Genomic DNA, 22663 nt, shown 5'->3' on the forward strand with positions numbered 1-22663 from the left:
ACGATCGGTCCTACCCCGGAGGGACTCTTAGCGATCGAACATGACAGAAATAAATTGGTTACATGATTGTCGTTCGCGACCTGCCCATCGCATCGCACCTAAATAGTGCAGCCGGCGCGCTGCTTGTGTCCGCGATGCCACCCTCAAAGTTTCTTGAGCGGGACGAATGATGTGACTTCGCACAGCTGTCACACTTCGGATCGATAACCGCACAATTGCCGGGAGCCGAACACGACGGCACGCAGCGGCACTTGGCACGAACTGATCCGGGATAGTGTGGCGGGATATCGAGAATGGCCAACGACCTGTCCGTTCGGTTCGTGGATTATCTGCGTCAGAACAATCACCTGGCGCCGATCGAGGGGCCGGCTGAGCGGACCGGGCAGGGCGCCGACGTCAGGCAATTGAAGCTGTGGGAGGTCACCAGCCTCTCCCCGGCCGAATTCGCCGACGAAGCCGCGCGCTTCTTTGCGCTTCCCCGCCTGACGCTCCAGGACATGACCTCGGCCGAGCCGCTGGTCGGGTCGTTCTCGCCGCGCTTCCTGCGCGAGACCATGGTCTATCCGTGCCGGGCGGCCGACGGGACCACGGTGCTCGCGGTCGTCGATCCGACCGATCAGGCGACGCTGCGGGCCGCACAGATCGTGCTCGGCGCTGATATCGATGTGAAAGTGGCTTCGTCGGAGGACGTCGCCATCGTGCTGAACAACTCTTCCAGTGCCGAGGAGGCCGAGGCCGCCGACAGCGCGGCGGCATTGCCCCGGGAAGACGACATCGAGAGCCTGCGCGATCTCGCCAGCGGCGCGCCGGTGGTGCGCGCGGTCAACGATCTCATCGAGAAGGCGGTCGAGCTTCGCGCCAGCGACATCCATATCGAGCCGTTTTCCGCCGGCCTGATGGTGCGCTTGCGGATCGACGGTCTGCTCCGGCCGGCCGCCGCGCTGTCGGGCGTGCTGCCACAGGCGGTGGTCTCCCGCATCAAGATCATCGCCAACCTCAATATCGCCGAGCGCCGCCTGCCGCAGGACGGCGCGGCGCGGCTGCGGGCCGGTCGCACCGACATCGATATCCGCGTCGCGATCATGCCGACGCAACACGGCGAATCCTGTGTCATCCGCATCCTGCCCAAGGATCGCGGCCTGCTGGTGGTCGAAAAGCTCGGGTTCTCGGAGCCCGACGAAGCCAAGCTGCGGCGGCTCTTGAAGCTGCCGCACGGCATGGTCGTGATCACGGGACCGACCGGCAGCGGCAAGACCACGACGCTGGCGACGATCCTGTCGATCCTCAACGAGCCGAGCCGCAAGATCCTGACCATCGAGGATCCGGTCGAATACGAGCTCCCCGGCGTCAACCAGTCCCAAATCAAGCCCGCGATCGGCCTGACCTTCGCCACCGCGCTGCGGTCGTTCGTTCGCCAGGACCCTGACGTGATCATGGTCGGTGAAATCCGAGACTCGGAGACCGCTCACGTCGCGGTGCATGCGGCGCTGACCGGGCATCTGGTGTTGACGACACTGCACACCGAGATCGCGGCTGCCGCGGTGCCGCGCCTGCTCGACCTCGGGGTCGAAGGCTATCTGCTGCGTTCGGTGCTGCGCGGCGTGATTGCACAGCGTCTGGTCCGGCAACTCTGCGAGCGTTGCAAGACGGCGCGGCCGCTGGCAACAGCGGATTTCACCGAGGATCCACGGCTCGCCGCGCTCGGCTTCAAGGCCGAAGAGATCATTCAGGAGCCATGCGGTTGCGAGCGCTGCGGCGGAACCGGCTATCGCGGCCGCCTCGGCGTGTTCGAACTGCTCGAACTGTCCAATGAACTGCGCGAACTGATCGGGGAGCGAACCGACGGGCTGAAGATCGATACGATGGCGATCCGGGCGGGCATGACCACGATGCTCGACGACGGGGTCGCGAAATGCCGCGCCGGATTGACCTCGCCCGCCGAGATCCTCCGCGTCGCAACGGTGCGGTGACGCCGTGCCGAATTATCGCTATCGCGCGTTGACCCAGGCCGGCGAGATCGTGAACGGCACGATCTCCGCCCCGACCGCGGCCGAGGTGGCGCGGCGGATCGAATATCTCAAGCTGCTGCCGATCGAGACCACTGAGGACAAGCGCGCATCCGGCGCCGCCGGCGGCCGCAGCCTGTTCGGCGGGCCGAGCGCGGCCGAGGTCACCACCTTCACGCGCGATCTCGCGCTGCTGCTCAAGGCCGGTGCGCGGCTCGACGATGCCCTGGAACTGCTGTCCGGCGACGCCGACGTCGGCCGGATGCGTCCGGTGGTGGCGAAAATTCGCGCCGCCCTCCTCACCGGCGAGAGCTTTGCCGACGCGGTCGCCGATCATCCAACCCTGTTCCAGCCGATGTACATCGCCCTGGTCCGGGTCGGAGAAATCTCCGGCACGCTCGATTCGGTGCTGGAGATGCTGGGGACCGAGCGCGCGCGTTCCGAACAGATGCGGCGCAAGCTGACCGACGCCATGCAGTATCCGGCCTTCGTGCTGGTCGCGGCGTCCGGCGTGATGCTGTTCTTCTTGCTGTTCGTGCTGCCGCAATTCTCGACCGTGCTCGGCGATTTCGGCGGCAAGTCGGACACGGCACTCGCCAGCTTCATCGCGGTGTCGGATTTCCTGCGCGCCAACGCCACCGCGGCAAGCCTGATCAGTGCGGCGACGATTGCGCTCGCGTGGTGGCTGCTGCGGCAGGCGGGCGTGCGCGCCGCCCTGGTCAACGCCATCTCGCGTGTGCCGGGTATCAGCAGCGCCTTCCAGTTCTATCGCGCCAGCCTGTTCTGCCGCAATCTCGGCGTCCTGCTCGGCAGCGGCGTCAACCTCACCGCGGCGTTGCGCATCCTGGTCGACATCATGTCAGTGACCGGAAGCGAGGCGAACTGGACCGCCGCCGCCGACCGCGTCCGCCATGGCGGCAAATTATCGGAAGCACTCGCTGTGGCGGACAGCCTGCCGCCGATGGCGGTCCGCATGCTGCGGCTCGGTGAAGAGACCGGGCAGCTGCCGGTGCTGGCCAGGCGGGTCGCGGAATTCTACGAAGCAAAATTGCAGCGCAGCCTGGACCGGGTCGTCGGCATCGTCGGTCCGCTGGCGATCATCACGATCAGCACCGTCGTCGGTGGACTGATCGTGTCGGTCATGACGGCGCTGCTCTCGGTCACGCAGCTAGTCGGTTAGAGCAGGGGTCATCGGCCATGATATCGCGCAACACCATCATAAAGGCATTCGCCACGCGAGCGGAACGCGCCCGCACACCGTCGCAAAGCCAGCGGCGTTCGGGGCAGGAGGGCTTCACGCTGGTCGAGATGCTCGTGGTGATCGCGATCATCGGCCTGATCATGGGGCTGATCGGCCCGCGCGTGCTCAACTATCTCAGCGAATCCAAGGTCAAGACCGCGCGCATTCAGCTGCAGAGCTTCTCCAGCGCGCTCGACCTGTTCTATCTCGACGCCGGACGCTTCCCGTCCACGGCGGAGGGGCTTGCCGCGCTGGTCCGGCGCACGCCGGGGGTCGCGGCCTGGAATGGCCCGTATCTGAAGGGCGGCAACGTGCCGAACGATCCCTGGAACCACCCTTATCTCTATCGCTCGCCCGGCGAGCACGGGCCGTATGACATCGTCTCCTACGGCTCCGATGGTCAGGAGGGCGGCAGCGGCACCTCCGCCGACATCTCGCTCGAGAAGACCACCGCGGCCAACAACGACCAGTAAGGATGCACGGCAAGCATGAATGACGCGACGCAGCGCGGTTTCACCCTGCTCGAGATGGTGTGCGTGCTCGCCATCATCGCGCTGCTGGCGGCCGTGTTGCTTCCGTTCATTCCGCACCAGACCTCGCGATCGCGCCTGCAGGCCTATGCGCTGCAGACCGCGACGCTGCTGAAGGCCGATCGGAATGCGGCGATCGAGCGCAGCACCAGCGTTGCGACGCTGGTCGATGCACCGAGCCGGGTGATCCACTCCGGCGCGTCGCGCATGACGGTGCGGATCCCCGAGGACGTGCGGTTCGATGCCGTGCTGCCGCAGAGCTGTCAGCGCCGCGCCGCACTGTCGACCATCCGCTTCTTCGCCAATGGCGGTTCCTGCGGCGGCTCCATCGCGCTGACGCGGCTCGATGCGGGATATGAGGTCCGCGTCAACTGGCTTACCGGAAGGGTTGAAATCGTTGCTCGCGACGTCGCCGCCAACTGACCGCGCTGATGCGGGGTTCACCATCATCGAGGTGCTGGTGGCGCTGGCGCTGGTGGCCGTCTCGATCGTTGCGATCGGCGCCGTCATGGGCGTCAAGACGCGCGGCGTGCGAGCGCTGGAGCAGCACGTGGCGCTGATGCAGGCGGTGCGCACCTTGATGACGGTCGGAATTCCGCCCCGCGCGGAATTGCAGTCGGGCACCTCGACAGGGCAGGCGGAGGGCTATCGCTGGACCATCGACGTCGCTCCGCTCGGTGGCGACTGGAAGGTGCCCGAGGGTAACAACGTGCCCTGGGCTCCGGAGCTGGTGCGGATCCGCGTCAAATCTCCGGGCGGCGCGCTGTCCGACATTCGCACCGTGCGCCTGATGCCGAGGTCGTCGGAATGACCCGGGCATGGGCAGACCAGCGAACGGGCGAGCGCGGCTTCACGCTGATCGAGACCATTGTCGCGCTGGCGCTGATGGGGCTGTTGCTGTCGGCGCTCGCCAGCATCACGGCGCAATGGCTGCCGAGCTGGAACAGGGGCCTCGACCGGATCCAGCGCAGCGAACTGATCGGGATCGCGCTGGAGCGGATCGGCGCCGATCTTGCCGCCGCGGAATTCGTTGCTGCCAACCGCGACAGCCACAAGCCGCTGTTCGACGGATCGGAACTGTCCGTGATGTTCGTGCGCACGTCGGTGGGACCGAATGCCGGGCCGGGGCTTGACGTGGTGCGTCTTGGCGAGGTCAGGGATCGCGGCGAGTTCGTCACGGTTCGCACGCAGACGCGCTTCACGCCGCTGGCCGACGGGGTGTCGCTGTCGGAGCAGGTCCATCTCGGCAGCCCGGTGGTGCTGCTGCGCGCGCCCTATCGGCTGTCCTTCGCCTATGCCGGTGCTGACCGGGCCTGGAAGAGCGCGTGGAAGGACGCCGACAGGCTGCCGGCGATGATCCGGCTGACCGTGCGCGATGCGGCGAGCCAGCGCGTCCTGTCGGTGTCGACCATCGCGCCGGTCCATGTCCAGATTCCGAGCGACTGCACCAAGCCGGACGGCAATTGCGGCGATAAGCAGGGTTCCGGCAGTGCTACCGATCAGGGGAAGACGTGATGCGCGCGTCCGGCAAAATCGGCCGATCGCCGGCCAATCGCGGCTTCGTCATCGTTGCCGTGCTCTGGATCCTGCTGGCGCTGTCGTCGCTGGCGATCATCTTCTCGGCCTATCTGGCCGCGTCGGCGCGCGCGCTGGCGGCCAGCGACCTGTCGCTGCAGACCGAGGCGCTGGTGTCGGCCGGGCTCGAGCTCACCGCCTATCAGATGACGCTGACGGACGACAAGACGAGGCCGCAGTACGGGACGTTTCAGTTCGGGCTGGACGATGCCAGCGTCGGCGTCACCTTCACGTCGGAGGCCGGCCGCCTGGATCTGAATTACGCATCGAAGGAGATGCTGACCGGCCTGTTCGTCGTGCTCGGCGCCAGGAAGGACGCCGCCAGCGAATACGCCGACCGGATCGTCGGCTGGCGAACCCGGCCCGCGCCGGGCAGCGAGAATGTGGAGGCGGCGCGCTACAACGCGCTTGGCTATTCGCCGCGGCAGGGGCTGTTCACCCATGTCAACGAGCTGGCGCTGGTCGCCGGCATCCCCGAAGCGTTTGTCGATCGCGTGTTGCCGTTCGTGACGGTGTTCAACGGCGGTCCGGATGTTGATCCGACCATTGCCGCGCCGGAAGTCGCTCTCGCCGTCGATAAGGCATCGGGGAAGGACCAGGACGGCTTCGGGGCGCGCCCGGCTTCGCCGAATGGAATCGCTGCCGGGACGCAGGCCCCAAACCAGCAAAGCGCGGCATCGACGGCGCAGAGCCCGTGCTACCGGATCGCAATCTCGATCCGCTTCCGCAATGGTCACCGCACCACATCCGAGGCGGTGATCGCACTCGGCGACAAGGTCGAGCCTTATCGGGTGTTGTCCTGGCAAAACGATGTCGAGCCGCGAAACCCGGTTCTGCTGCGCAAGAGAGGATGATGGCAATGCTTGCCGAAGCACGGCAATGGTTCGAGCAATGGATCGGCGCGGTCGCGACCGCCGTCGACGGCGTCGCCGGCAGGTTCATGCGCCGGCGCAGCATCGAGCTCGACGAGAATGACGACGGCACGTTCACCGCCCGCCTCGCGGTCTCGAAGGACGGCTCGCCTTCGATGCCGGTTTCGTTCCGGCTCGATCACGACGCGCCGCAGCCTCCGCTGCCGGCCGACTGGAAGACCGCGTTCGACGGCAGCCGCGTCGAGGTGCGTTTGCGATCGGATCAGATCGTCAGCCGCGTGCTCGATTTCCCGAGCCAGGCAAGCGACTTCCTCGACGGCATGATCCGCGCGCAGGTCGACCGGCTGACACCATGGAGCGCCGCCGATGCCGTCTTTGGCTGGAGTTCGCCGCAGCCGATCGCCAATGACCGTATTGAAGTGGCGTTCGGCGCGACCGCAGCGACGAAGGTCGATCCGCTGATCCGGATGGCGAGGATGCTCGGCGCCGCCTCCGTTGCGGTCTCGGCGCCGGCGGTTGGCGGCGACGGCGCCGCGCAGCAGGTGACGCTACTCGACAAGTCGCTGCGCGGCCTTGCCGGGCCTTCGGTTCCGCGCCTCTTGCGCGCCGGCCTGGTCTCGACAGCGGCCGCGGCCGCAGTCTCGCTGCTGCTGAACATCTATCTCGGCGGGTGGCTGCAATCGGAGCAGGACGACCTGCAACACCGGATCGCCCAGCGCCGCGCGGCGCTGCGTCTCGATGCCAATGGCGACTCGTCCGGGCTCGGCCTCTTGGCCAAGCGCAAGCAGACGACGCCGTCGAGCGTCATGGTTTTGGAAGCGGTCTCGCGCGTGCTGCCCGACACGACCTATGTGACCGAGCTCCGCATCGAGGGCAACAAGGTGCAGGTGGTGGGACTGACCCAGGATGCGCCGTCCCTAATCCGCCTGTTGGAGCAGTCACCGCAATTCAACCGCGCGACGTTCTTCGCGCCGACGACGCGCGCGGCGAACGAATCGGCCGAGCGGTTCCACGTCGAGGCCAACATCTCAGCCTATTTTGGGTCCGGCTCATGAGCGCAGCATCCCGATCGCTGACGGCTGTCAGCACCTCGCCAATGGTCGCGACCGCAAGCTATCTCGGCCTCTTCGTGCTGCTGCTCTTTGTCGTTATCTCATCGCTCTCGGACATCATCAGCCTGCGCAGCGATGTTGCGGCAGCGGCCGGAATGCTGGAACAACTGGAGGGGCGATCCAGGGCGAATACCGCGCCCGGTCAACCCGCCATGCCGACCGGCTCGGCCTATCTCGAGGGGGCGACCGTCACGGTCGCCGGCGCCACCTTGCTGCAACGTGTGTCGGGCGCGGTGATCAAGGCCGGTGGCAACGTGCTGTCGACGCAGCTCGACGTTCCGAACGCGCCGGCCAAGGCCGGCTTCATCAGCATGGTCGCGAGCAGCGAGATCGAGCAGGCGCAATTGCAGCAGGTGCTCTATGATCTGGAAGCCGGCATGCCGTTCCTGTTCATCGACCAGCTGGTCGTGCAACCCGTCGCCGACGGGACCGCCAAGGGCGCCGATCCCGGCAAGCTGCGCGTGCTGCTCGGCGTCTCCGGACAATGGCGAGGAGCCAAATGATGCGACGCTTCGCAGCGACCATCGTGCTGTTGGCGGTGTCGGCCTATTCGGCGCCGGCTGCGGTGCCTGCCCCATCCGGCGATGCATTGGACGCCGGGATGCTTGACGACACCCGTCTCGGCGGTCCGGTGCTGAGTTCACCGCCACCGTCCGAACCGGCGACGTCGGTCCGGGTGGCTCCGTCGCCGGCACCGCCGCCGCGGCCGCTCAGCGCCAATCCGCTGTGGGGCATCCCGCTCAAGACGCTGTCCAACACGCGCGACCGTCCGGTGTTCTCGCCGTCGCGGCGGCCGCCGCCTGCCGTCGTTGCGGAACCGGAGGTCAGCAAGCCAGCGCCGCCGGCGCCGCGCAAGGTCGCGATCGAGCCACCGCCGCTGTCGCTGGTCGGCACGATCGCGGGAGATGACGAAAGCTTCGGGATCTTTCTCGATCAGTCGAACAAGACGGCGCTGCGGCTGAAGATCGGCGACGACTTCCAGGGATGGAAGCTGCGGTCCATCAACGGCCGCGAGGTCACGATGCAGAAGGACGATCAGGGGGCCGTGCTCACATTGCCCCAGCCCGGCGGCGACGAGAGCGGCGATGTCCGCCTCGTTCCGGTCAGCACGGAGAGGAAGCCTTTGGCCGCGCGGCGCCAGATGTGACTGCGTATCCGGCCGTGGCGCTAGTTCAGCGCAAGCCAGCTCTGAAGCGCCGGCGTCACGAGAAGCCCGAGCGCCAGAAACGGGCCGAACGGGATCGAAGTCTGGCGCTTCATCTCGTGACCGGCGAGTTGCAGACCGCCGGCAACCCCGAGTGCCGCGAGTGCCGCGATCAGCAGCAGGGTCGGAATGCCTGTCGCGCCGACCCAGATCGCCGCGGCGGCAAGAAACTTGACGTCGCCAAGTCCCAATCCGTCGACTTGCCGCAAGGCGAAGTAAACACGCTGCAATAGCAGGAACAGGACGCCGACCAGGACCGCGATTCCCATGGCGGCGAAGGCGGCCATCGTGCCTTCGGTGACGGCGACGTTTGCGAGACCGAGCGCCGCGATCGCAAGGTTCAGCCAATTGGGAATGATGCCGTGGCGAAGATCGATCAGCGCGACGGCGCAGCAGAGTATGCAAAGCGCGCCGTAAGATCCGATAAGATAAAGAGCTTCGCGATCAATCTGCATGGCGACGGACAAGTGACAGGTGCGGGCGTTGTGCTGCAACAACTCACGCGCGTTGAACAGTTCAATTTCAATCGGTCTACAGCAGCGCGAACGAGTTTGCGAGATTGTGATCGTCACCGACGCTGGCGAAGCAGAAAAGATGCGACAAAAAGTCCGCGCTGTCACAAATCCGCATAGGATACCGACAATAGTTCGCCCCGCTACATGCCGCGAGCCCTTCGTGGCAGACGAGTGGGTTGACTATGCACAAGATGCAAGTGGCGGCGTGCCTTGCTTTGCTGGCAGCGTTCGCAGGCGTGCGCGCCGCGAATGCCGGCGCTCTCGAGGAGGGCGCCGAGCGCTACCGGCCATATTTGATCGAGGGCGTCGCCAGTGCGCTGACAGGCGCGCGTGCGTTGCGCGAGCGCGCCGCGGCCGCGGATTTGCCTGGAGCGAAGAAGGCCTGGCTGTCGGCGCGCGCCGGCTGGGAGCGCTCGGAGGTGTTCACCGCAGGCTTCGTGCCTGAACTCGATGCGCAGATCGACGCCTGGCCGAACGCCGACAGCGGGTTCCACGCCATCGAGGCGAAACTGTTCGGAGCTGCCAGCACCGACGTTGCCACCGATGCGACCGGCCTTGTCGAGCATCTGAATGATCTCCACGGCAAGCTCAAGGACATCAAGCTGACGCCGCAGGGCCTGCTGGATGGCACGGTGCGGCTCGCCTACGAGGTCGGAGAGAGCAAGGCCGATGGCGGCGAGTCGCGCATCAGCGGCACCTCACTGGACGACATGCGCAACAACGTCGCCGGCATCGACTTCGCCTACCACACGATCTTCTCGGCCGCGCTCAACACGGTCGACGGCAAGCTCGACGAGATGGTGACCAACCGGATCGAGCAGCTCGAAGCGATCGTCGCCACGCCCGACCTGCCGCATGTCAACATTGCCGATCTGCGCCAGACCAGCGAGGAACTGGTCGTTGCGCTGCAGAGCGCCTCGGCAAAGCTCGGGCTGCAGCGGCCGACCCTGGAGGCCCAGGCGCGATGAGATCGCTTCACCTGCGTCTGGCTGCGCTGCTCTCCGGTGTCATCGCCCTGGCACTGCTTGGGCGTGCGGTGGCGTTTCCGGTCGACGGTGACAAGACCGTGTTGCCTGTTGCGACCGAGCTGAACGAGGATGCGCTCGACAAGCCGCGCGAGGTGTTCCAATCCGAGCGGACCGGAGCCAAGTCCTATCTGGTGAATCTCGGCGATCTCGCGTTCAATTCGCCGGGGCTGCTCGGTGACGTGGCGCGGCAGGCCGGCGTGAGCTGCGGCACCTGCCACGTCAATGGCGCGAACAACGCCAAATTCTTCATGCCGAAGATGTCGAGCCGGCCCGGCACGTTCGACACCACCGGTCCGCTGTTCAATCCGAAGGCCAACAATCTGGCGTTCGATCCCGTGCGGATCCCGAGCCTGCGCGGCGCCCGTTATCTTGCGCCCTACGGCGCCGACGGCCGCTTCGCCTCGCTGCGCGACTTCGTCCACAACGTCATCACCAACGAGTTCGCAGGTCCCGAGCCGTCGCCGGCGACGCTCGATGCGATCGTGGCCTATATTCACGACATCGACTTCCTGCCCAATCCGAGCCTTGGTCCCGCCGGACGGCTGGCCGGCAAGATCACCGACGCGGAGCGCGGCGGCGAAGCACTGTTCGCGAAGCCGTTCCCGCACGATCCATCATTGAGCTGCGCGGGGTGCCACGTTCCGTCGTCCGGCTTCGTCGATCACCAGCAGCACGACATCGGTTCCGGCGGCCTGTTCAAGACGCCGACGCTGCGCAACGCCGACTTCAACGCGCCGTACTTTCACGACGGCCGCTTCGACAATTACAGCCAGGTTGTCGACTATTTCGACCGGACTTTTCAGCTCGACCTCTCGACGCAGGACAAGGGCGACCTCGTTGCCTATCTCACGGCGGTCGGCGATGGCGCGCAGCCCTATGAGCGCGACGGTGCCGGTGCAACGCTGAAGGAGATCAACGATTTCTCGATGGTGCTCGCGACCGCGATTCCTGCCGGCGACAAGGACATCGTCGCGCTGGCGGTCGATACGATCGGCCGCGAACTGCGCGAGTTGACCGAGCAATATCCCGACCGCAAGAACACCAGCGTCTCGGGCGGCGAGCAGCAGCGTGTACTCGCGCGGAGCGGCCTCAAGGAGCTCGTGCTCACGCTGCGGCGAATCGAGATGGCGGTTGCGGCAGGGCGCAACGCGGATGCCACAACCGAGTTCAGGAATTATCGCAATCTGATGGCTGCTGCGGTGCCTGCGCTGTTGGCCAGCGCAGAGCCATGGTCGCTATTCAATCAAGACGTGCATGACCAACATTATGCTGCGCTTCGCCAGGTGATGCGCTCCAAGCACCTTTCGCACTGATTGCACTGTAACGCGATGATTTTGCGATCTGCGGCGTGGCGCGGATGCTCGATCAATTTTCTAGCCCTGATTGCATCGTTGAATCGTGGAGCTGCAGCGCAGCAGCAGATGTCTCCACAGAAAATATTTGAACGTTTCGAAATTTCTCGCGCGTTTTCACGTAAGCGAAAACCATGCGTCATATTGTCGCACTAAGCAGTGTGTGTTGCTAACCGCAAACACCCTGAGGTCGACAATGAGTTTGAATTACAAAAAGCACTGGCGAACCAGCACCGCGCTCTGCATCGCGTCAACGGTGCTCGTCGCAACAGCCGCATATGCCGCTCACTATCCGGGCGGCCGCAGTGATTGGGACAAGCGTCCGCATCACAATCACCAGGCGCACGAAGAGGGCGATCGTGCGAAGCACGAGAACCATGGCCATCATGGTGACGGCGATCACGGCGTGAAGACCGCGTCGCCGATCAAGCACGTCATCATTCTGATCGGTGAAAACCGCGGCCTCGATCACACCTTCGGTATCTACAAGCCGAAGGGCAAGGGGCAGACCATCTCCAACCTGTTGTCGAAGGGCATCGTCAACGAGGATGGAACGCCGGGACCGAACTTTGCGCAGGCGCAGCAGTCCTCGGTCGCGGGCCAGCCCTTGTACTATATCGGCGCACCGACGATCGGGAAGTCGCCCTACAACGCGACCAACCCGATGCCGCAGCCGAACACGGCCGGCACGCCGACCGCGCAGAGCGACACCGGCGCTCCGTTCAAGACGATCGCCGAAGCCGGCGTCGAGAAGGACATGGATCCGGCCGATCTCGATATCCTCACCACCGGCTTCAGCGGCCTGCCGACCAATGTGCTGGATACCCGCATTCCCGGCGCCGGCGGTCTGAACGGACCGTTCCAGCTGCAGGGTGAGCAGATCAGCGACGACGACTACACCGGCGACTCGACGCATCGCTTCTATCAGGATTGGCAGCAGGAAGACTGCAGCGCCGCCAATGCCACTAAGAAGAACAATTCGGGCTGCCTGAACGATTTGTTCCCGTTCGTGATGGCGACCTATTCGGCGTCCAACAAGAGCATGGCCAACTCGATGGGCTACTACAACGCCCAGCAGGGGCAGGCTCCGGTCCTGAAGATGCTCGCCGACCGCTTCACCCTGAGCGACAACTTCCACCAGTCGTTCCATGGCGGCACCGGCGCGAACCACTTCATGCTCGGTACCGGCGACGCGGCCTTCTGGAGCGACGGCAAGGGCAATCCGGTGACGCCGCCGGCCAACCTGATCGCCAATCCGAATCCGGTCGCGGGTTCGGTCAACCGCTACACCGTCGATGGCAATTGGAGCAATTGCTCAGACGTGTTCCAGCCGGGCGTCAAGCCGATCGTCACCTACCTCAACAATCTGCCATACGCGGCGGAGCCGAACTGCAAGCCCAACCACTACTACATGCTCAACAACGTCAACCCGGGCTATCTGCCGAACGGCGCGCTGTCGGGTGGCAACAACGTGCCGCCGTCGTCGGTTCCCACGATCGGCGATGCGCTCATGGAGAAGAACATCTCCTGGGCGTTCTATGGCGGCGCGTTTAACGACGCCGTGGCGCTTTCCAACGCCGCGGTTGCCGCCAATCCGTCGAACCCCAACCTCAGCGCCGCTGCGGTCGCCGATCCGGCGCACGCGCTCGGCGTTGCCTACTGCCAGATCTGCAATCCGTTCCAGTATGCGACCTCGATCATGGCCAACCCGGCCGTGCGTCAGGCTCACATGAAGGACACTGCCGATCTGATCACAGCGATCCAGAACAACACGCTGCCTGCGGTGTCGTTCGGCAAGCCGGACGGCCTGCTCGACGGTCATCCGCAGAGCTCGAAGGTCGATCTGTTCGAGGCCTATGTCCTGAACGTGCTCAACTCGCTGGATAATAACCCGGAGCTGAAGGCTGAAACCGCGGTCTTCATCACCTGGGACGAGGCCGGCGGCTATTGGGACTCCGGCTACCAGCAGTCCATCGACTTCTTCGGCGACGGACCGCGCATTCCGACCCTGATCCTTTCGCCCTATTCGACGGGCGGCAAGGTCAACCACAACTACGCCGACCACGTTTCGCTGCTGAAGTTCATCGAACGCAACTGGGCTCTCCAGCCGCTCACGAACCGCAGCCGCGACAACCTGCCGAACCCGAGCTACTCGAAGAACAACGAGTACGTTCCGACCAACAGCCCGGCATTGTCTGACATGTTCGACGCGTTCGACTTCAGCAAGCCGGTCACGTTGTCCTACACCGAGTGATCAAGCTCTCGCCCACAGCGAGGTCTTGACTCCATCCGAGCCCGGCGCCGATCGAACCAATGGTTCGGTCGGCGCTGTCTTGTTCTACCCGCCCACCACCTGATCGGCCGGAGACATGCGATGAAACGCAACGAGAAGACGTGCGCGATCAGCAGCAGCGTCGCGGTCGGCCTGCTTGCCGTCGCCATCCTGGCCGGCGCGGCGATTCCGGCCATGGCGCAGCAGTTTTCCGCCGACCTCGTCGCGAACAAGGACGGTACGGCAGCGGCCATGGGAGCCTTGCGGGTCTCCGGCGGAAAAGCACGGATCGAGACAAGCGCGCTGCCCGACGGCTTCTTCCTGATCGATACGGGCAAGCCCGCGGCCCATTTCGTCCGTCCGGCGGCACGGGTTTACATGGACGCGCGGCAATCGAGCCCGCTCACCCAAATGTTCATTCCGGTCGATCCGGATGATCCCTGCCGGCAATGGCTGGCGATGGCGCAGCTGTCCGCGCCGGTCGATCTCGCGGCGTGGCACTGCCAGCGCGACGGAGAGGAAGCCATCGCGGGGCAGAATACCGACGTCTTTCGAATCGCCGCGCCATCCGGTTTGAGCTTTGTCGGCTGGATCGACCGCGCGCGCAGATTTCCGGTACGGATCAAGACCGCGGATGGGACGGTGATCGCTGCCGATCACATCCGCGACGAGCCGCAGGCGGCGCAAATGTTTGAGATTCCCGCAGGCTTGCGCAAGTTCGACCCGCAAGCGCTGATCCGTCGGATCCAGCAGAGCGACGTATGGGTTGAGCCGCCGGCTTCGGAGTGAGCACGCCGTCCGTTACTGCGACTGCTGGCTTGTTACCGGCAGGATCCGGCCGAGCGCGGTGTAGTGCGACTGATGCACGTTGCTGTTGAACAGCGACCAGGGCTCGGCCTTTTTCAGGGCGACGGGTACGTCGAAGTGCACCAGCTGCGCAAAGTTGCGATACTCAGCCATCGCATCGTCGATACGGCCGGCGGCGACGTCGAGATCGATGCGGCGCAGGGTGAGAACGAGGTCCTTCAGGATCGCGCGCGCCGCCAGCCGCTCGTCCTTGCCACCGATTGCAGTGTTCCTGATGTCCGGGATGCGCTCGGTCAGTTCGCGCAGTTCGGCCCCGACCCCGGTCACGGCCAGTGACACCACCGCGGTATCGGCAGCCGGGATCGCGACCTCGAGGACGCTCGAGAGCTCGAGCACCTCTTTCATCCGGAGCATAACGCCGTCCTTGTCGAACGGGCGTTCGCCGTCGCCGACCGCATTCAGATAGGCCACAAGGTCCTGGGCGTCCTGGGTCGACAGTTCAAGGTCGAACACGCGATCGAAATGATCGACCACCTGCTCATAGCTGTCGTAGCGGCCGTCGTGGAAATACGGGGCGTTGAAGTTGGCGTTCAGCAAAGTGGGGGTCTTGACCAGTCCACCGGATCCGACGTCGTGGCGCATCTGGTCGTTGAAAGTTCCACCCGGGACATGACAGCCGGCGCAGCTCAGCTCGGCCTGCTTCGGGAACGGCTTGAAGAACAGCGCCTCGCCGCGGCGCTCGGCCAGGCTCGCCTGCGCGGCAAGCCTGCCGCCGGGCGCAATCTTCGGATTGGGGAGGAAATCGATATCGTTGATATAGGCGACGAGGCCGTCGAGAACCTCGTCGCGCGGCTTCGGACCGGAAAATTCATTGACGATGACATTATAGACGAAGTCGCGCAGCGAGGTGATGCGCCCGTCATGTCCGTAGGGGGCGAGGAAGCGGGCGCCGCGCAGGCTCGGAATCCTGACCGGATCGAGGATGCTGTTGAACGTCTTCGCGTTGAAGACAAGGCTGGTCGTATCGAAGGTGCCGGGGCGGGAGGATGCGCCCGGAACGAACAGTTTCGGGTTCGATGCGCCGTTGACGTGACAGGTGCCGCAGCTCATCTCGGCCTGACGCGCCTTGCCGCCCAGGACGGAAGGCGAGTTGAACGCGAGATCGCCGAGATTGACCAAATAGGACTTTCGCCCGCCGACGGCTTCGGAATGAAAGAGTTCGCGCGGCCGCGCCAGCGCCTCCTCGGAAAATTCGGTGCCGGCCGGCAGCACGGTCTGGTCGCCGCCGAGCGGGAACGCCGTCGCGCGCAACGGCAGCAGGGCAACGACGAGCGCCAGCCACGCGACCCGTGCCGATCTGACGCCGCGATCGGCATCTGTCGCACGATGCTGTCCGGAGCCGGACGCCAGAATATCCCAAGCCATTGCGCGAAAACGCCCCTGTCACAAATGCATATGCGCTGCCGTGCGTCGGAAGATGTCGCGGAGGTGACAGTTTCCTGTCGGCAGGATCAATGACCATCTGACTGGATAGACGAATTTTGATTGCGGTTTGATGACGCTCGATCAGCGAACTGCAACGCAGTCTGCGTTTGACAGCATGAAAGTCTGTTGGTGCGCGAGCATCTTTCCGCGCGTTTGTGCGCGCGTCGAAAAACAGTCATCCCAGCGAAATGTGTTTTGCATAGCGTGTAGCTCCATTTCTATTTCTTTCTAAATCAGGAGAGCACTATGCGGCTTTGGGGAGCCATTCCGGCGCTCGCGGTTGTTGCTGGCGCCGTTGCCATCTCGCCGGTAGCAAACGCAGAGAATTTGGTCGAAAAGATCGTTGATGAGTTCAAGCACGAGATCAGGGACGAGCTGCGCGATCTGCGTGATCGCGGTCATGAAGGCGTGCGCCAGTACAAGCACATCGTCGTCATCTATCAGGAGAACCACAGCTTCGATAACCTCTACGGCCACTGGGGCGATGTCGGCCGCGACCGGATCAACGGCACATCCGATGCCGATTCGGCGCACACCCTGCAGGTTCGGCAGGACAACCAGACCGTCTATGCCTGCCTGCTGCAGAACGACGTCAACCTGACCTCTCCGTCGCCGCAGCCGACAAGCTGCACCGACAATACGGGCACGGTCGCGATCCTGAGCGCGTTCAAGAACAAGCCGTTCGAGATCAACGAATTCATTCCGACCTCGGCCACCACCTGCCCGAAGCCGCTCGGCGCTTTCGCGGCCCATGGCTTCCTCAACGGCACCGGCGCCCCCGGCGGCTGCACCGCGGACATCGTGCACCGCTTCTACAGCGAGCAGTACCAGCTCAACGGCGGTCGGCAGAACCGCTACATGACCGGCAGCGACGCGGCGGGCCTGGTCATGGGCTATTACGACACCAAGAAACTGCCCATCTACACCTATCTCCACGGTCGCGGCGCGCCGAACTACATCATCGCCGACAGCTTCTTCCAGGGCGCGTTCGGCGGTTCGTTCCTCAACCACCAGTTCCTGGTCGCCGCCGCGGCGCCGCAGTTCGTCGGTGCCCTGAATGACGGCAGCGCCAACGACTTCCACTCGATCGTCGATGCCAACGGCATGCCGACCAGCACGCCGCTCTACACGCCGCTCTCGACCGTGAAGGATGCGCAGCTGACGGCGAAGTGCAATCAGGCCGGCCTGCCGGCGGGCCTCGCCTGCGGCGACTACGCGATCAACACCACGCAGCCGTTCTATCAGCCCTATTCGCCGGGCACCGTCGACATCAAGCGCCTGCCGCCGCTGCACACGCCGAACATCGGCGATCGGCTGTCGGCAAAGCACGTCGATTGGGCCTGGTACTCGGGAGGCTGGTCGAACGCCAACGGCGACGTCGGCGCTTCGGGCTGGACCAACGGCAATGGTACGACCTGCACCGATCCGAACCATGTTTCCACGGCGGTGTTCCCGAACTGCCCGGACGTGGATTTCCAGTACCACCATCAGGCGTTTAACTACTTCGCCAACTACGCTCCCGGAACGCAGGCCCGCAAGGATCACCTGAAGGACGAGGCCGAGTTCATCCAGGCGGCCAAGACCGGCCGGCTGAAGCAGCTCAGCTTCATCAAGCCGATCGGCGAGGAGAACGAGCATCCGGGCTACACCAGCGAGTCCGAAGGCAGCCAGCATCTCGTCGATCTCGTCAAGGCGATCGTGGAGGGGCCGGGTGGCAAGGACACGCTGATCGTCATCACCTATGACGAGTTCGGCGGACAGTGGGATCACGTTCCCCCGCCGCCGTTCAACCGCCATGGTGCCGAAGCCAAGGCTGCGGACCAGTGGGGCCCGGGCACCCGGATTCCGGCGCTCCTGATCGCCAAGCGCTTCAACAAGTCGGGCGTCGCGCATGAGGACTTCGACACCACGTCGATCCTCAAGATGCTCGAAAAGCGCTTCGACCTCGACCCGCTGGTGACCCGCCCGGTCCGTAGCCTCTCGGCGGCGCTGAAGGCCGGCGAGGGCTGGCACTGACACGAGAAACGGTTCTGGCCCGCGTCAGCATCTGACGCGGGCCGGAGTGCCGGCCACGCGCCTAAGGATCGCTACACGAAGGGATCGCTACACGATCAGATCGTGTAGCGGATGGGTCACGACGGTGTCCGGCGTATGGTCCGGGAAGAAATCTGTTTGCGCCGGGATAGCCGGCCCCATTGCCGTCGTTCCACCAGCTGCAACTTCTTGTGCCAGCTGAAATCCGGCGGAATCGTCGTGACCGAACCACGTGGGGCTTTGATCGAATTGTGGAGGAGACGCAGCTCCCTGCTGTTCAAGGCTCGAAGGCTCCGCGAAATGAAAGGACTGCCCGGTCGTTCCGCTGTCTACGAAGGGCAGCATGGCCTGAGATAACGCCGCGTCCTCGTGGCCACTCGTTGATATCGGACTAACATCGGGCGCTGGAGCGCTGGCGCCGACCGGCGGCGCGGGGCTGTCCGGGCTCGCGGCGAATATGAAGGCGTCCATCCCCGCCGTGTGACACTGAATATCGACCTGAAGGTTGGTCGAAGCCGAATCGCCGTCCGCATCGACCGCCGTCACATCGAACAGGAGATCCGCGTTGATGCTCGTCTTTTCAGTATAGCTGATGTTGTTGACCGCGAAGGTGGGACACCCGGCCTCGACCCGATCGTAATCGACCTGGACTTGGCTGAACGACCTGTCAACGTAAAGCGTGTATGTCGTCGTCGTGGCATCAAAGGAGTAGGTATCGATCAGCGAAGCATCCGATGTCTCCTGGACCACGAAGCTGGCGCTGCCGCAGAGCGGCCTGGGCACATCGATGCAGAAGTCGTGAACGTCGGCGCTGCCATCGAGAACCTTGAAGATCACACCGGCGGTGCCGTAGCCCTGCCATTCCGTGAGATTGAAGCTGACCTGCGACTGCTTCTCGGTGAACGCGAGATTCAACTGCTCGGCCGGGTCCATTTGCAGTCCGCTGTCGCCGACCGCAATACCGCAGTCCGATGCCTTGACATCGAGCGGATGGCCGGCGCAGTCGGACCCGGTAATCACCAGTTGTCCGTCCGGAGCAGTCAATGACGGCGTACCGCAGATCGGGGCATCAAAATCCGAGCCGCTGACGGTGACGTCCTTCGACGGCCCGGCGTGCTCGAGATCAAAGCAGAAGGTTCCATCCGGATCGATCAGCAACTTGAAATAAGGATCGTCCAGCCTGCCGCCGCAATCGGTTAGGTACGCGTCGAGTTCGACGCCGCCGCCCACCTCATGGGTCGTATAGTAGAAGTTGTAGTCATCGCCATGTCCGGTGACGTGCACCGCGGTAATGCCGTTGCCCAGGCATGACGTGGCCAGATCATATCCCGTGCAGCCGACTGGACCGTTGTGGATGGCAACGAACATCGCGGCATCGCCATCCGCGCCGAAATTAATATCGTAGGTACCTGTCGCAGTCTGATGGTCCTGAGCGGCGACGAAGGTCTCCGGGAAGCCGCAAATGGTCGGGTGATCGTCCGTGATCGTCAGTTGCTTGCCGAGGTCGATGCATGCGCTCTGGAAGTCGCCGTCCTTGTCCGTGATGGTGGCAACCAGGCTGACGACGCCGGCGGTCAGCGACACGGCTTCGCCACTGTCAGGGTTGTCGCAGGACGGATGCGTCACCGCGCGATATTCGGTGAAGGTGACGCATCCCGTGACCGGATCAACCGCGATGGTGAATGCCAGCGCCCCGTTCGCTGTGCCGACATGGCCTTCGATGGTGTTGCCGTTCAGAACCAGCACGTCGGAGCAGCCGGTATGCGAATCGATCAGACCGGATGGGGTGCAGTCACCTCCGTTGATCGTCAGTGCGTAGTGAGTTGTCGCGCCGTCGGCGCCCTGGAGCGAGGTGAACGCCGTCGAGAAATCGGCGGAAATTTTCGTCAGCGCGGCGTCCGGCGCCGAGCCCGCGATGTGGTCGTCCAGCGCCGTTGCCGTCAGGTGAGTCTCGCTCAGCGTCAACGACGGAGCGGTGCAATTGGCCCGGATGCAGGGGCCATCGTCGCTGATGCTTAGCTTGGTGCCGAGGTCGAGGCTGGCGCTCTGGAAGTCGCCGTCCTTGTCCGTGATCGTGGCGTTCAGGCTCACGATGCCCGCGGCCAGCGATACGGCTTCGCCGCTGTCCGGGCTGGTGCCGAGCGGCTGCTCCACCGGCCGGTAGTCGGTAAAGGTCACGCGTCCCGTGGCTGGATCAAGCGTGATGGTGAATGCCAGCGTGCCGTTGGTCGCGCCGACGCGGCCTTCGATCGTGTTGCCGTTCAGAACCAGCAGGTCAGCGAGGCCGGTATGCGAGTCGATCAGCCCCGACGCCGTGCCGTTGCCGCCGGTGATCGTCAGCGCGTAGCGGATGGTCGCGCCATCGGCGCCTTGCACCGAAGTGAACGCCGTCGAGAAATCGGCGGAAGTCGTCGTCAACGCCGCGTCCGGTGCCGAGCCCGCGATGTGGTCGTCCAGCGCCGTTGCCGTCAGATGCGTCTCGCTCAGCGTCAGCGATGGGGCGGTGCCCGCCGCCTCGATGCGCGGGCCATCGTCCGTGATTGTCAGCTGCTTGCCGAGATCGATGCTGAGATCCTGGTACTGGCCGTCGCTCTCCGTGACCGTCGCGATCAGGTTGACGAGGCCGGTCCCCAGCGCGATCCCTTCGCCGCTGTCAGGGCTGGTACCCGACGATTGTTCGACCGCGCGGTGCTCGACGAAGGTCACGCGGCCCGTGGCCGGGTCAACCGTGATGGTGAACGCGAGCGCTCCGCTTGCTGTGCCGACATGGCCTTCAATGGTGTTGCCGTTCAGAACCAGCAGGTCAGCGAGACCGGTATGCGAGTCGATCAGCCCTGACGCCGTACCGTTGCCGCCGGTGATCGTCAGTGCGTAGCTGACCGTCAGACCCGGTACGGTGACGAATGCCGCCGAGAACTCGCCCGAGGTCGTCGTCAACGCCGCGTCCGGCGCCGAGCCGGCGATGTTGTCGTCCAGCGTCGTCGCTGTCAGATGAGTCTCGCTCAATGTCAGCGATGGCGCCGTTCCGACCCCGATCAACGGGCCGTGGATGACGAGTGTCACCGTCTGCGGGGTACCGCCTATCGTGGTCACCGTGAAGCTGTCGGTCAGCGTGTCGCCGACATGGAGGGCTTGCACGGAGCTGTTGGCGTTGTCGAGCGTATAGGTCCACACGCCGGCCGTTGTCAGCGTGAATGAGCCGTAGCCACCAACGCTTGTCGTCGGCGCGTTCACGGCGGTGAAGGTATTGACGGGATCGTCGACATCGGTGTCGGTGAGCGTGCCCTTTGCGATGAGCAGGCCGGGCGAGGCATGACTGACGCCGACCGCACCCACCACCGAGCCGGCCTTGGTGCCGGAAATGATGGAGGCGTCATCGGCGCCCAGGATGCTGATGTCGAAGCTCTCGCTGGCCGAGAGCGAGCCGTCCGAGACCGTGATCACGAAGCTCTGGGTCGTGTTGGCCTTCAGCGCGTTGATTGCGCCATTGTTCGGAACGAAGGTGTAGTTTCCGGTGGCGCTGTTGAGATAGAGCGTGCCAAATGTACCGACGCTCGACACGTCGTATGTCGCCTGTCCCAGCACCGTATTGCCTGTGGCGCCTCCGCTGATGCCGAATTTCAGTGCGCCGCCCTTGATGCTGGTCGCGGAAAAGGTCCCGCTTGCCGCATTGAAGTCGTCAAATATCACCGTATCGATTTCAGTCGGCCCCGCTCCGAGATTCAGCTTCGGCGGAGCCGGCGGCAGCTTGAAGAGATCATTTTTCGCGAAGGTCGCCACCGGCAGCGGCCCGAGCGTATCTTGCACCGGCGACAGCGGGGACTGCTGAATAAAATTGATCGGCAGCAGCAGCTGGCCCCCTTCGAGAGCGGGCATGCCGGACCCTTTCGATGCCGGTCCTTTCTCGAAATAGGCAAGCGTCTCCTGTTGGGCCTCCCGTAATTCCTCCATGTGCGCAGGGGAATTCGTGGCATGGTTTACGCCGACGGAGGATCCTCTTCTGCTCAGAACGACCGTTTCTTCGGGATCCTCGACGATGATGTGACGGGGGATCGCCTCCTTGGTCACGAGTTCGAACACGCCGTGGTGGAGGTCCTTGTACTTGATGTTGTCGTCGTCCAGGAAGGTGACGTTCGGCTCCGCGGCCCGGGCGTCCTCCAGCAGTGAGAAGGTCAGGGCGGCCAATGACAGCATGCCGAGGCCGCTGGCCCGAATGGTGCCGACCGGTGTGTCCGCAGTCAGGACGCCAGACCCTGCCAGCCGGCTGCCGATGAGGCGGAAGAGGCTTCTGGCTTTTGCGAACGGGCCCGGCCGCAGGCCCGCACCGGAGTCCTGAGCGATGTCGCCCAACTCCAACCGGGTGCCGGCCGGCAAATTGAGCACCCTGCCATCGACCAGGCGGATTTCGATCCGCCCGCCGTCTCCGACCTCGATGACGTCACCCTGGCGAACGGGATCGCCAGCTATGATTTGAATCGGTATGCCGCGGGCGCGCGCGATCGTGCCGCAGCCGATCGTCGTCCAAACAGTGCCAACCACGCGGGGCGGCTGGCCAAAAACGGCCATGCACGCGTCCCCGAACTCTACGCCGGACGCAACTGACATTGGCTTTTTGCCTGTTGGGCAGTTCG

Annotated in this window: 18 protein-coding genes; 15 read left to right on the forward strand and 3 right to left on the reverse strand. The window is 64.4% G+C overall.

What is annotated here, in order from left to right; all coding sequences use genetic code 11:
• Positions 1 to 293 precede the first annotated feature (293 nt).
• The 10 genes from PMN64_RS01990 to PMN64_RS02035 are packed head-to-tail and all read left to right on the forward strand — an operon-like array spanning position 294 to position 8482.
• Complete coding sequence (locus PMN64_RS01990; RefSeq protein ID WP_411779504.1) at positions 294 to 1970, forward strand: GspE/PulE family protein; 1677 nt, start codon at positions 294 to 296, stop codon at positions 1968 to 1970.
• Between the two features lie 4 nt (positions 1971 to 1974).
• Complete coding sequence (locus PMN64_RS01995) at positions 1975 to 3186, forward strand: type II secretion system F family protein (RefSeq protein WP_411779505.1); 1212 nt, start codon at positions 1975 to 1977, stop codon at positions 3184 to 3186.
• Positions 3187 to 3203: 17 nt separating this feature from the next.
• A complete protein-coding gene (gspG, locus tag PMN64_RS02000; protein ID WP_038386650.1) occupies positions 3204 to 3719 on the forward strand; it encodes a type II secretion system major pseudopilin GspG in 516 nt (171 codons plus the stop codon).
• 15 nt (positions 3720 to 3734) lie between these two features.
• Positions 3735 to 4199 carry a type II secretion system protein gene (locus tag PMN64_RS02005; RefSeq protein WP_038386656.1) on the forward strand — a complete coding sequence of 155 codons (465 nt, stop codon included), beginning with the start codon at positions 3735 to 3737 and terminating at the stop codon, positions 4197 to 4199.
• Complete coding sequence (locus PMN64_RS02010; RefSeq protein ID WP_411779507.1) at positions 4165 to 4587, forward strand: prepilin-type N-terminal cleavage/methylation domain-containing protein; 423 nt, start codon at positions 4165 to 4167, stop codon at positions 4585 to 4587. Before PMN64_RS02005 ends, PMN64_RS02010 begins: the two co-directional genes overlap by 35 nt.
• Positions 4584 to 5291: a type II secretion system protein J gene (locus tag PMN64_RS02015; protein WP_411779508.1), complete on the forward strand. Its 708-nt coding sequence runs from the start codon at positions 4584 to 4586 to the stop codon at positions 5289 to 5291. The genes PMN64_RS02010 and PMN64_RS02015 overlap by 4 nt, the downstream gene beginning before the upstream one ends.
• The gene (locus PMN64_RS02020; RefSeq protein WP_411779509.1) at positions 5291 to 6205 is read left to right on the forward strand and encodes a general secretion pathway protein GspK; all 915 of its coding nucleotides are present in this window, start codon (positions 5291 to 5293) and stop codon (positions 6203 to 6205) included. Before PMN64_RS02015 ends, PMN64_RS02020 begins: the two co-directional genes overlap by 1 nt.
• 5 nt (positions 6206 to 6210) lie before the next feature.
• A complete protein-coding gene (locus tag PMN64_RS02025; RefSeq protein ID WP_411779510.1) occupies positions 6211 to 7278 on the forward strand; it encodes a PilN domain-containing protein in 1068 nt (355 codons plus the stop codon).
• Positions 7275 to 7838: a type II secretion system protein GspM gene (gene gspM, locus PMN64_RS02030; RefSeq protein WP_411779511.1), complete on the forward strand. Its 564-nt coding sequence runs from the start codon at positions 7275 to 7277 to the stop codon at positions 7836 to 7838. The genes PMN64_RS02025 and gspM overlap by 4 nt, the downstream gene beginning before the upstream one ends.
• On the forward strand, positions 7838 to 8482 hold the full coding sequence (locus tag PMN64_RS02035; RefSeq protein WP_411779512.1) for a hypothetical protein: 645 nt from the start codon (positions 7838 to 7840) through the stop codon (positions 8480 to 8482). The genes gspM and PMN64_RS02035 overlap by 1 nt, the downstream gene beginning before the upstream one ends.
• A gap of 20 nt (positions 8483 to 8502) precedes the next feature.
• Here the strand turns inward: PMN64_RS02035 and PMN64_RS02040 are convergent, their stop codons facing one another.
• Positions 8503 to 8994 (reverse strand): prepilin peptidase, encoded by a 492-nt coding sequence (locus PMN64_RS02040; protein ID WP_411779513.1) that lies wholly within the window; start codon positions 8992 to 8994, stop codon positions 8503 to 8505.
• Positions 8995 to 9236: 242 nt separating this feature from the next.
• On the opposite strand from PMN64_RS02040, the gene PMN64_RS02045 reads away from it, so the two are divergent.
• From PMN64_RS02045 to PMN64_RS02060, 4 genes are all read left to right on the forward strand, one after another.
• On the forward strand, positions 9237 to 10022 hold the full coding sequence (locus tag PMN64_RS02045; RefSeq protein WP_411779514.1) for an EfeM/EfeO family lipoprotein: 786 nt from the start codon (positions 9237 to 9239) through the stop codon (positions 10020 to 10022).
• The gene (locus PMN64_RS02050) at positions 10019 to 11395 is read left to right on the forward strand and encodes a cytochrome c peroxidase (protein WP_411779515.1); all 1377 of its coding nucleotides are present in this window, start codon (positions 10019 to 10021) and stop codon (positions 11393 to 11395) included. Before PMN64_RS02045 ends, PMN64_RS02050 begins: the two co-directional genes overlap by 4 nt.
• Positions 11396 to 11636: 241 nt before the next feature.
• Positions 11637 to 13688, forward strand: a complete 2052-nt coding sequence (locus PMN64_RS02055) for an alkaline phosphatase family protein (RefSeq protein ID WP_411779600.1) — start codon at positions 11637 to 11639, stop codon at positions 13686 to 13688.
• A gap of 120 nt (positions 13689 to 13808) precedes the next feature.
• Positions 13809 to 14495 (forward strand): hypothetical protein, encoded by a 687-nt coding sequence (locus tag PMN64_RS02060; RefSeq protein WP_411779516.1) that lies wholly within the window; start codon positions 13809 to 13811, stop codon positions 14493 to 14495.
• Positions 14496 to 14507: 12 nt separating this feature from the next.
• On the opposite strand, the gene PMN64_RS02065 is transcribed toward PMN64_RS02060, so the two are convergent.
• On the reverse strand, positions 14508 to 15938 hold the full coding sequence (locus PMN64_RS02065) for a cytochrome c peroxidase (RefSeq protein WP_411779518.1): 1431 nt from the start codon (positions 15936 to 15938) through the stop codon (positions 14508 to 14510).
• Between the two features lie 306 nt (positions 15939 to 16244).
• On the opposite strand from PMN64_RS02065, the gene PMN64_RS02070 reads away from it, so the two are divergent.
• Positions 16245 to 18014 (forward strand): alkaline phosphatase family protein, encoded by a 1770-nt coding sequence (locus PMN64_RS02070; RefSeq protein ID WP_411779519.1) that lies wholly within the window; start codon positions 16245 to 16247, stop codon positions 18012 to 18014.
• Between the two features lie 87 nt (positions 18015 to 18101).
• Here PMN64_RS02070 and PMN64_RS02075 read toward each other — a convergent pair whose 3' ends face one another.
• A complete protein-coding gene (locus PMN64_RS02075; protein ID WP_411779520.1) occupies positions 18102 to 22598 on the reverse strand; it encodes a DUF5801 repeats-in-toxin domain-containing protein in 4497 nt (1498 codons plus the stop codon).
• Positions 22599 to 22663: the final 65 nt, after the last annotated feature.

The organism is Bradyrhizobium sp. UFLA01-814 (assembly GCF_046718885.1).
Taxonomy (GTDB): Bacteria; Pseudomonadota; Alphaproteobacteria; order Rhizobiales; family Xanthobacteraceae; genus Bradyrhizobium; species Bradyrhizobium elkanii.

Bases quoted from the DNA above. Each gene is read 5' to 3' on its own strand.
- PMN64_RS02040 (WP_411779513.1), bottom strand. From the start codon at position 8,994: ATGCAGATTGATCGCGAAGCTCTTTATCTTATCGGATCTTACGGCGCG.
- PMN64_RS02015 (WP_411779508.1), top strand. From the start codon at position 4,584: ATGACCCGGGCATGGGCAGACCAGCGAACGGGCGAGCGCGGCTTCACG.
- gspM (WP_411779511.1), top strand. From the start codon at position 7,275: ATGAGCGCAGCATCCCGATCGCTGACGGCTGTCAGCACCTCGCCAATG.
- PMN64_RS02020 (WP_411779509.1), top strand. From the start codon at position 5,291: ATGCGCGCGTCCGGCAAAATCGGCCGATCGCCGGCCAATCGCGGCTTC.
- PMN64_RS01990 (WP_411779504.1), top strand. From the start codon at position 294: ATGGCCAACGACCTGTCCGTTCGGTTCGTGGATTATCTGCGTCAGAAC.
- PMN64_RS02045 (WP_411779514.1), top strand. From the start codon at position 9,237: ATGCACAAGATGCAAGTGGCGGCGTGCCTTGCTTTGCTGGCAGCGTTC.
- gspG (WP_038386650.1), top strand. From the start codon at position 3,204: ATGATATCGCGCAACACCATCATAAAGGCATTCGCCACGCGAGCGGAA.
- PMN64_RS02060 (WP_411779516.1), top strand. From the start codon at position 13,809: ATGAAACGCAACGAGAAGACGTGCGCGATCAGCAGCAGCGTCGCGGTC.
- PMN64_RS02065 (WP_411779518.1), bottom strand. From the start codon at position 15,938: ATGGCTTGGGATATTCTGGCGTCCGGCTCCGGACAGCATCGTGCGACA.
- PMN64_RS02025 (WP_411779510.1), top strand. From the start codon at position 6,211: ATGCTTGCCGAAGCACGGCAATGGTTCGAGCAATGGATCGGCGCGGTC.
- PMN64_RS02005 (WP_038386656.1), top strand. From the start codon at position 3,735: ATGAATGACGCGACGCAGCGCGGTTTCACCCTGCTCGAGATGGTGTGC.
- PMN64_RS02070 (WP_411779519.1), top strand. From the start codon at position 16,245: ATGCGGCTTTGGGGAGCCATTCCGGCGCTCGCGGTTGTTGCTGGCGCC.
- PMN64_RS02075 (WP_411779520.1), bottom strand. From the start codon at position 22,598: ATGGCCGTTTTTGGCCAGCCGCCCCGCGTGGTTGGCACTGTTTGGACG.
- PMN64_RS02035 (WP_411779512.1), top strand. From the start codon at position 7,838: ATGCGACGCTTCGCAGCGACCATCGTGCTGTTGGCGGTGTCGGCCTAT.
- PMN64_RS02050 (WP_411779515.1), top strand. From the start codon at position 10,019: ATGAGATCGCTTCACCTGCGTCTGGCTGCGCTGCTCTCCGGTGTCATC.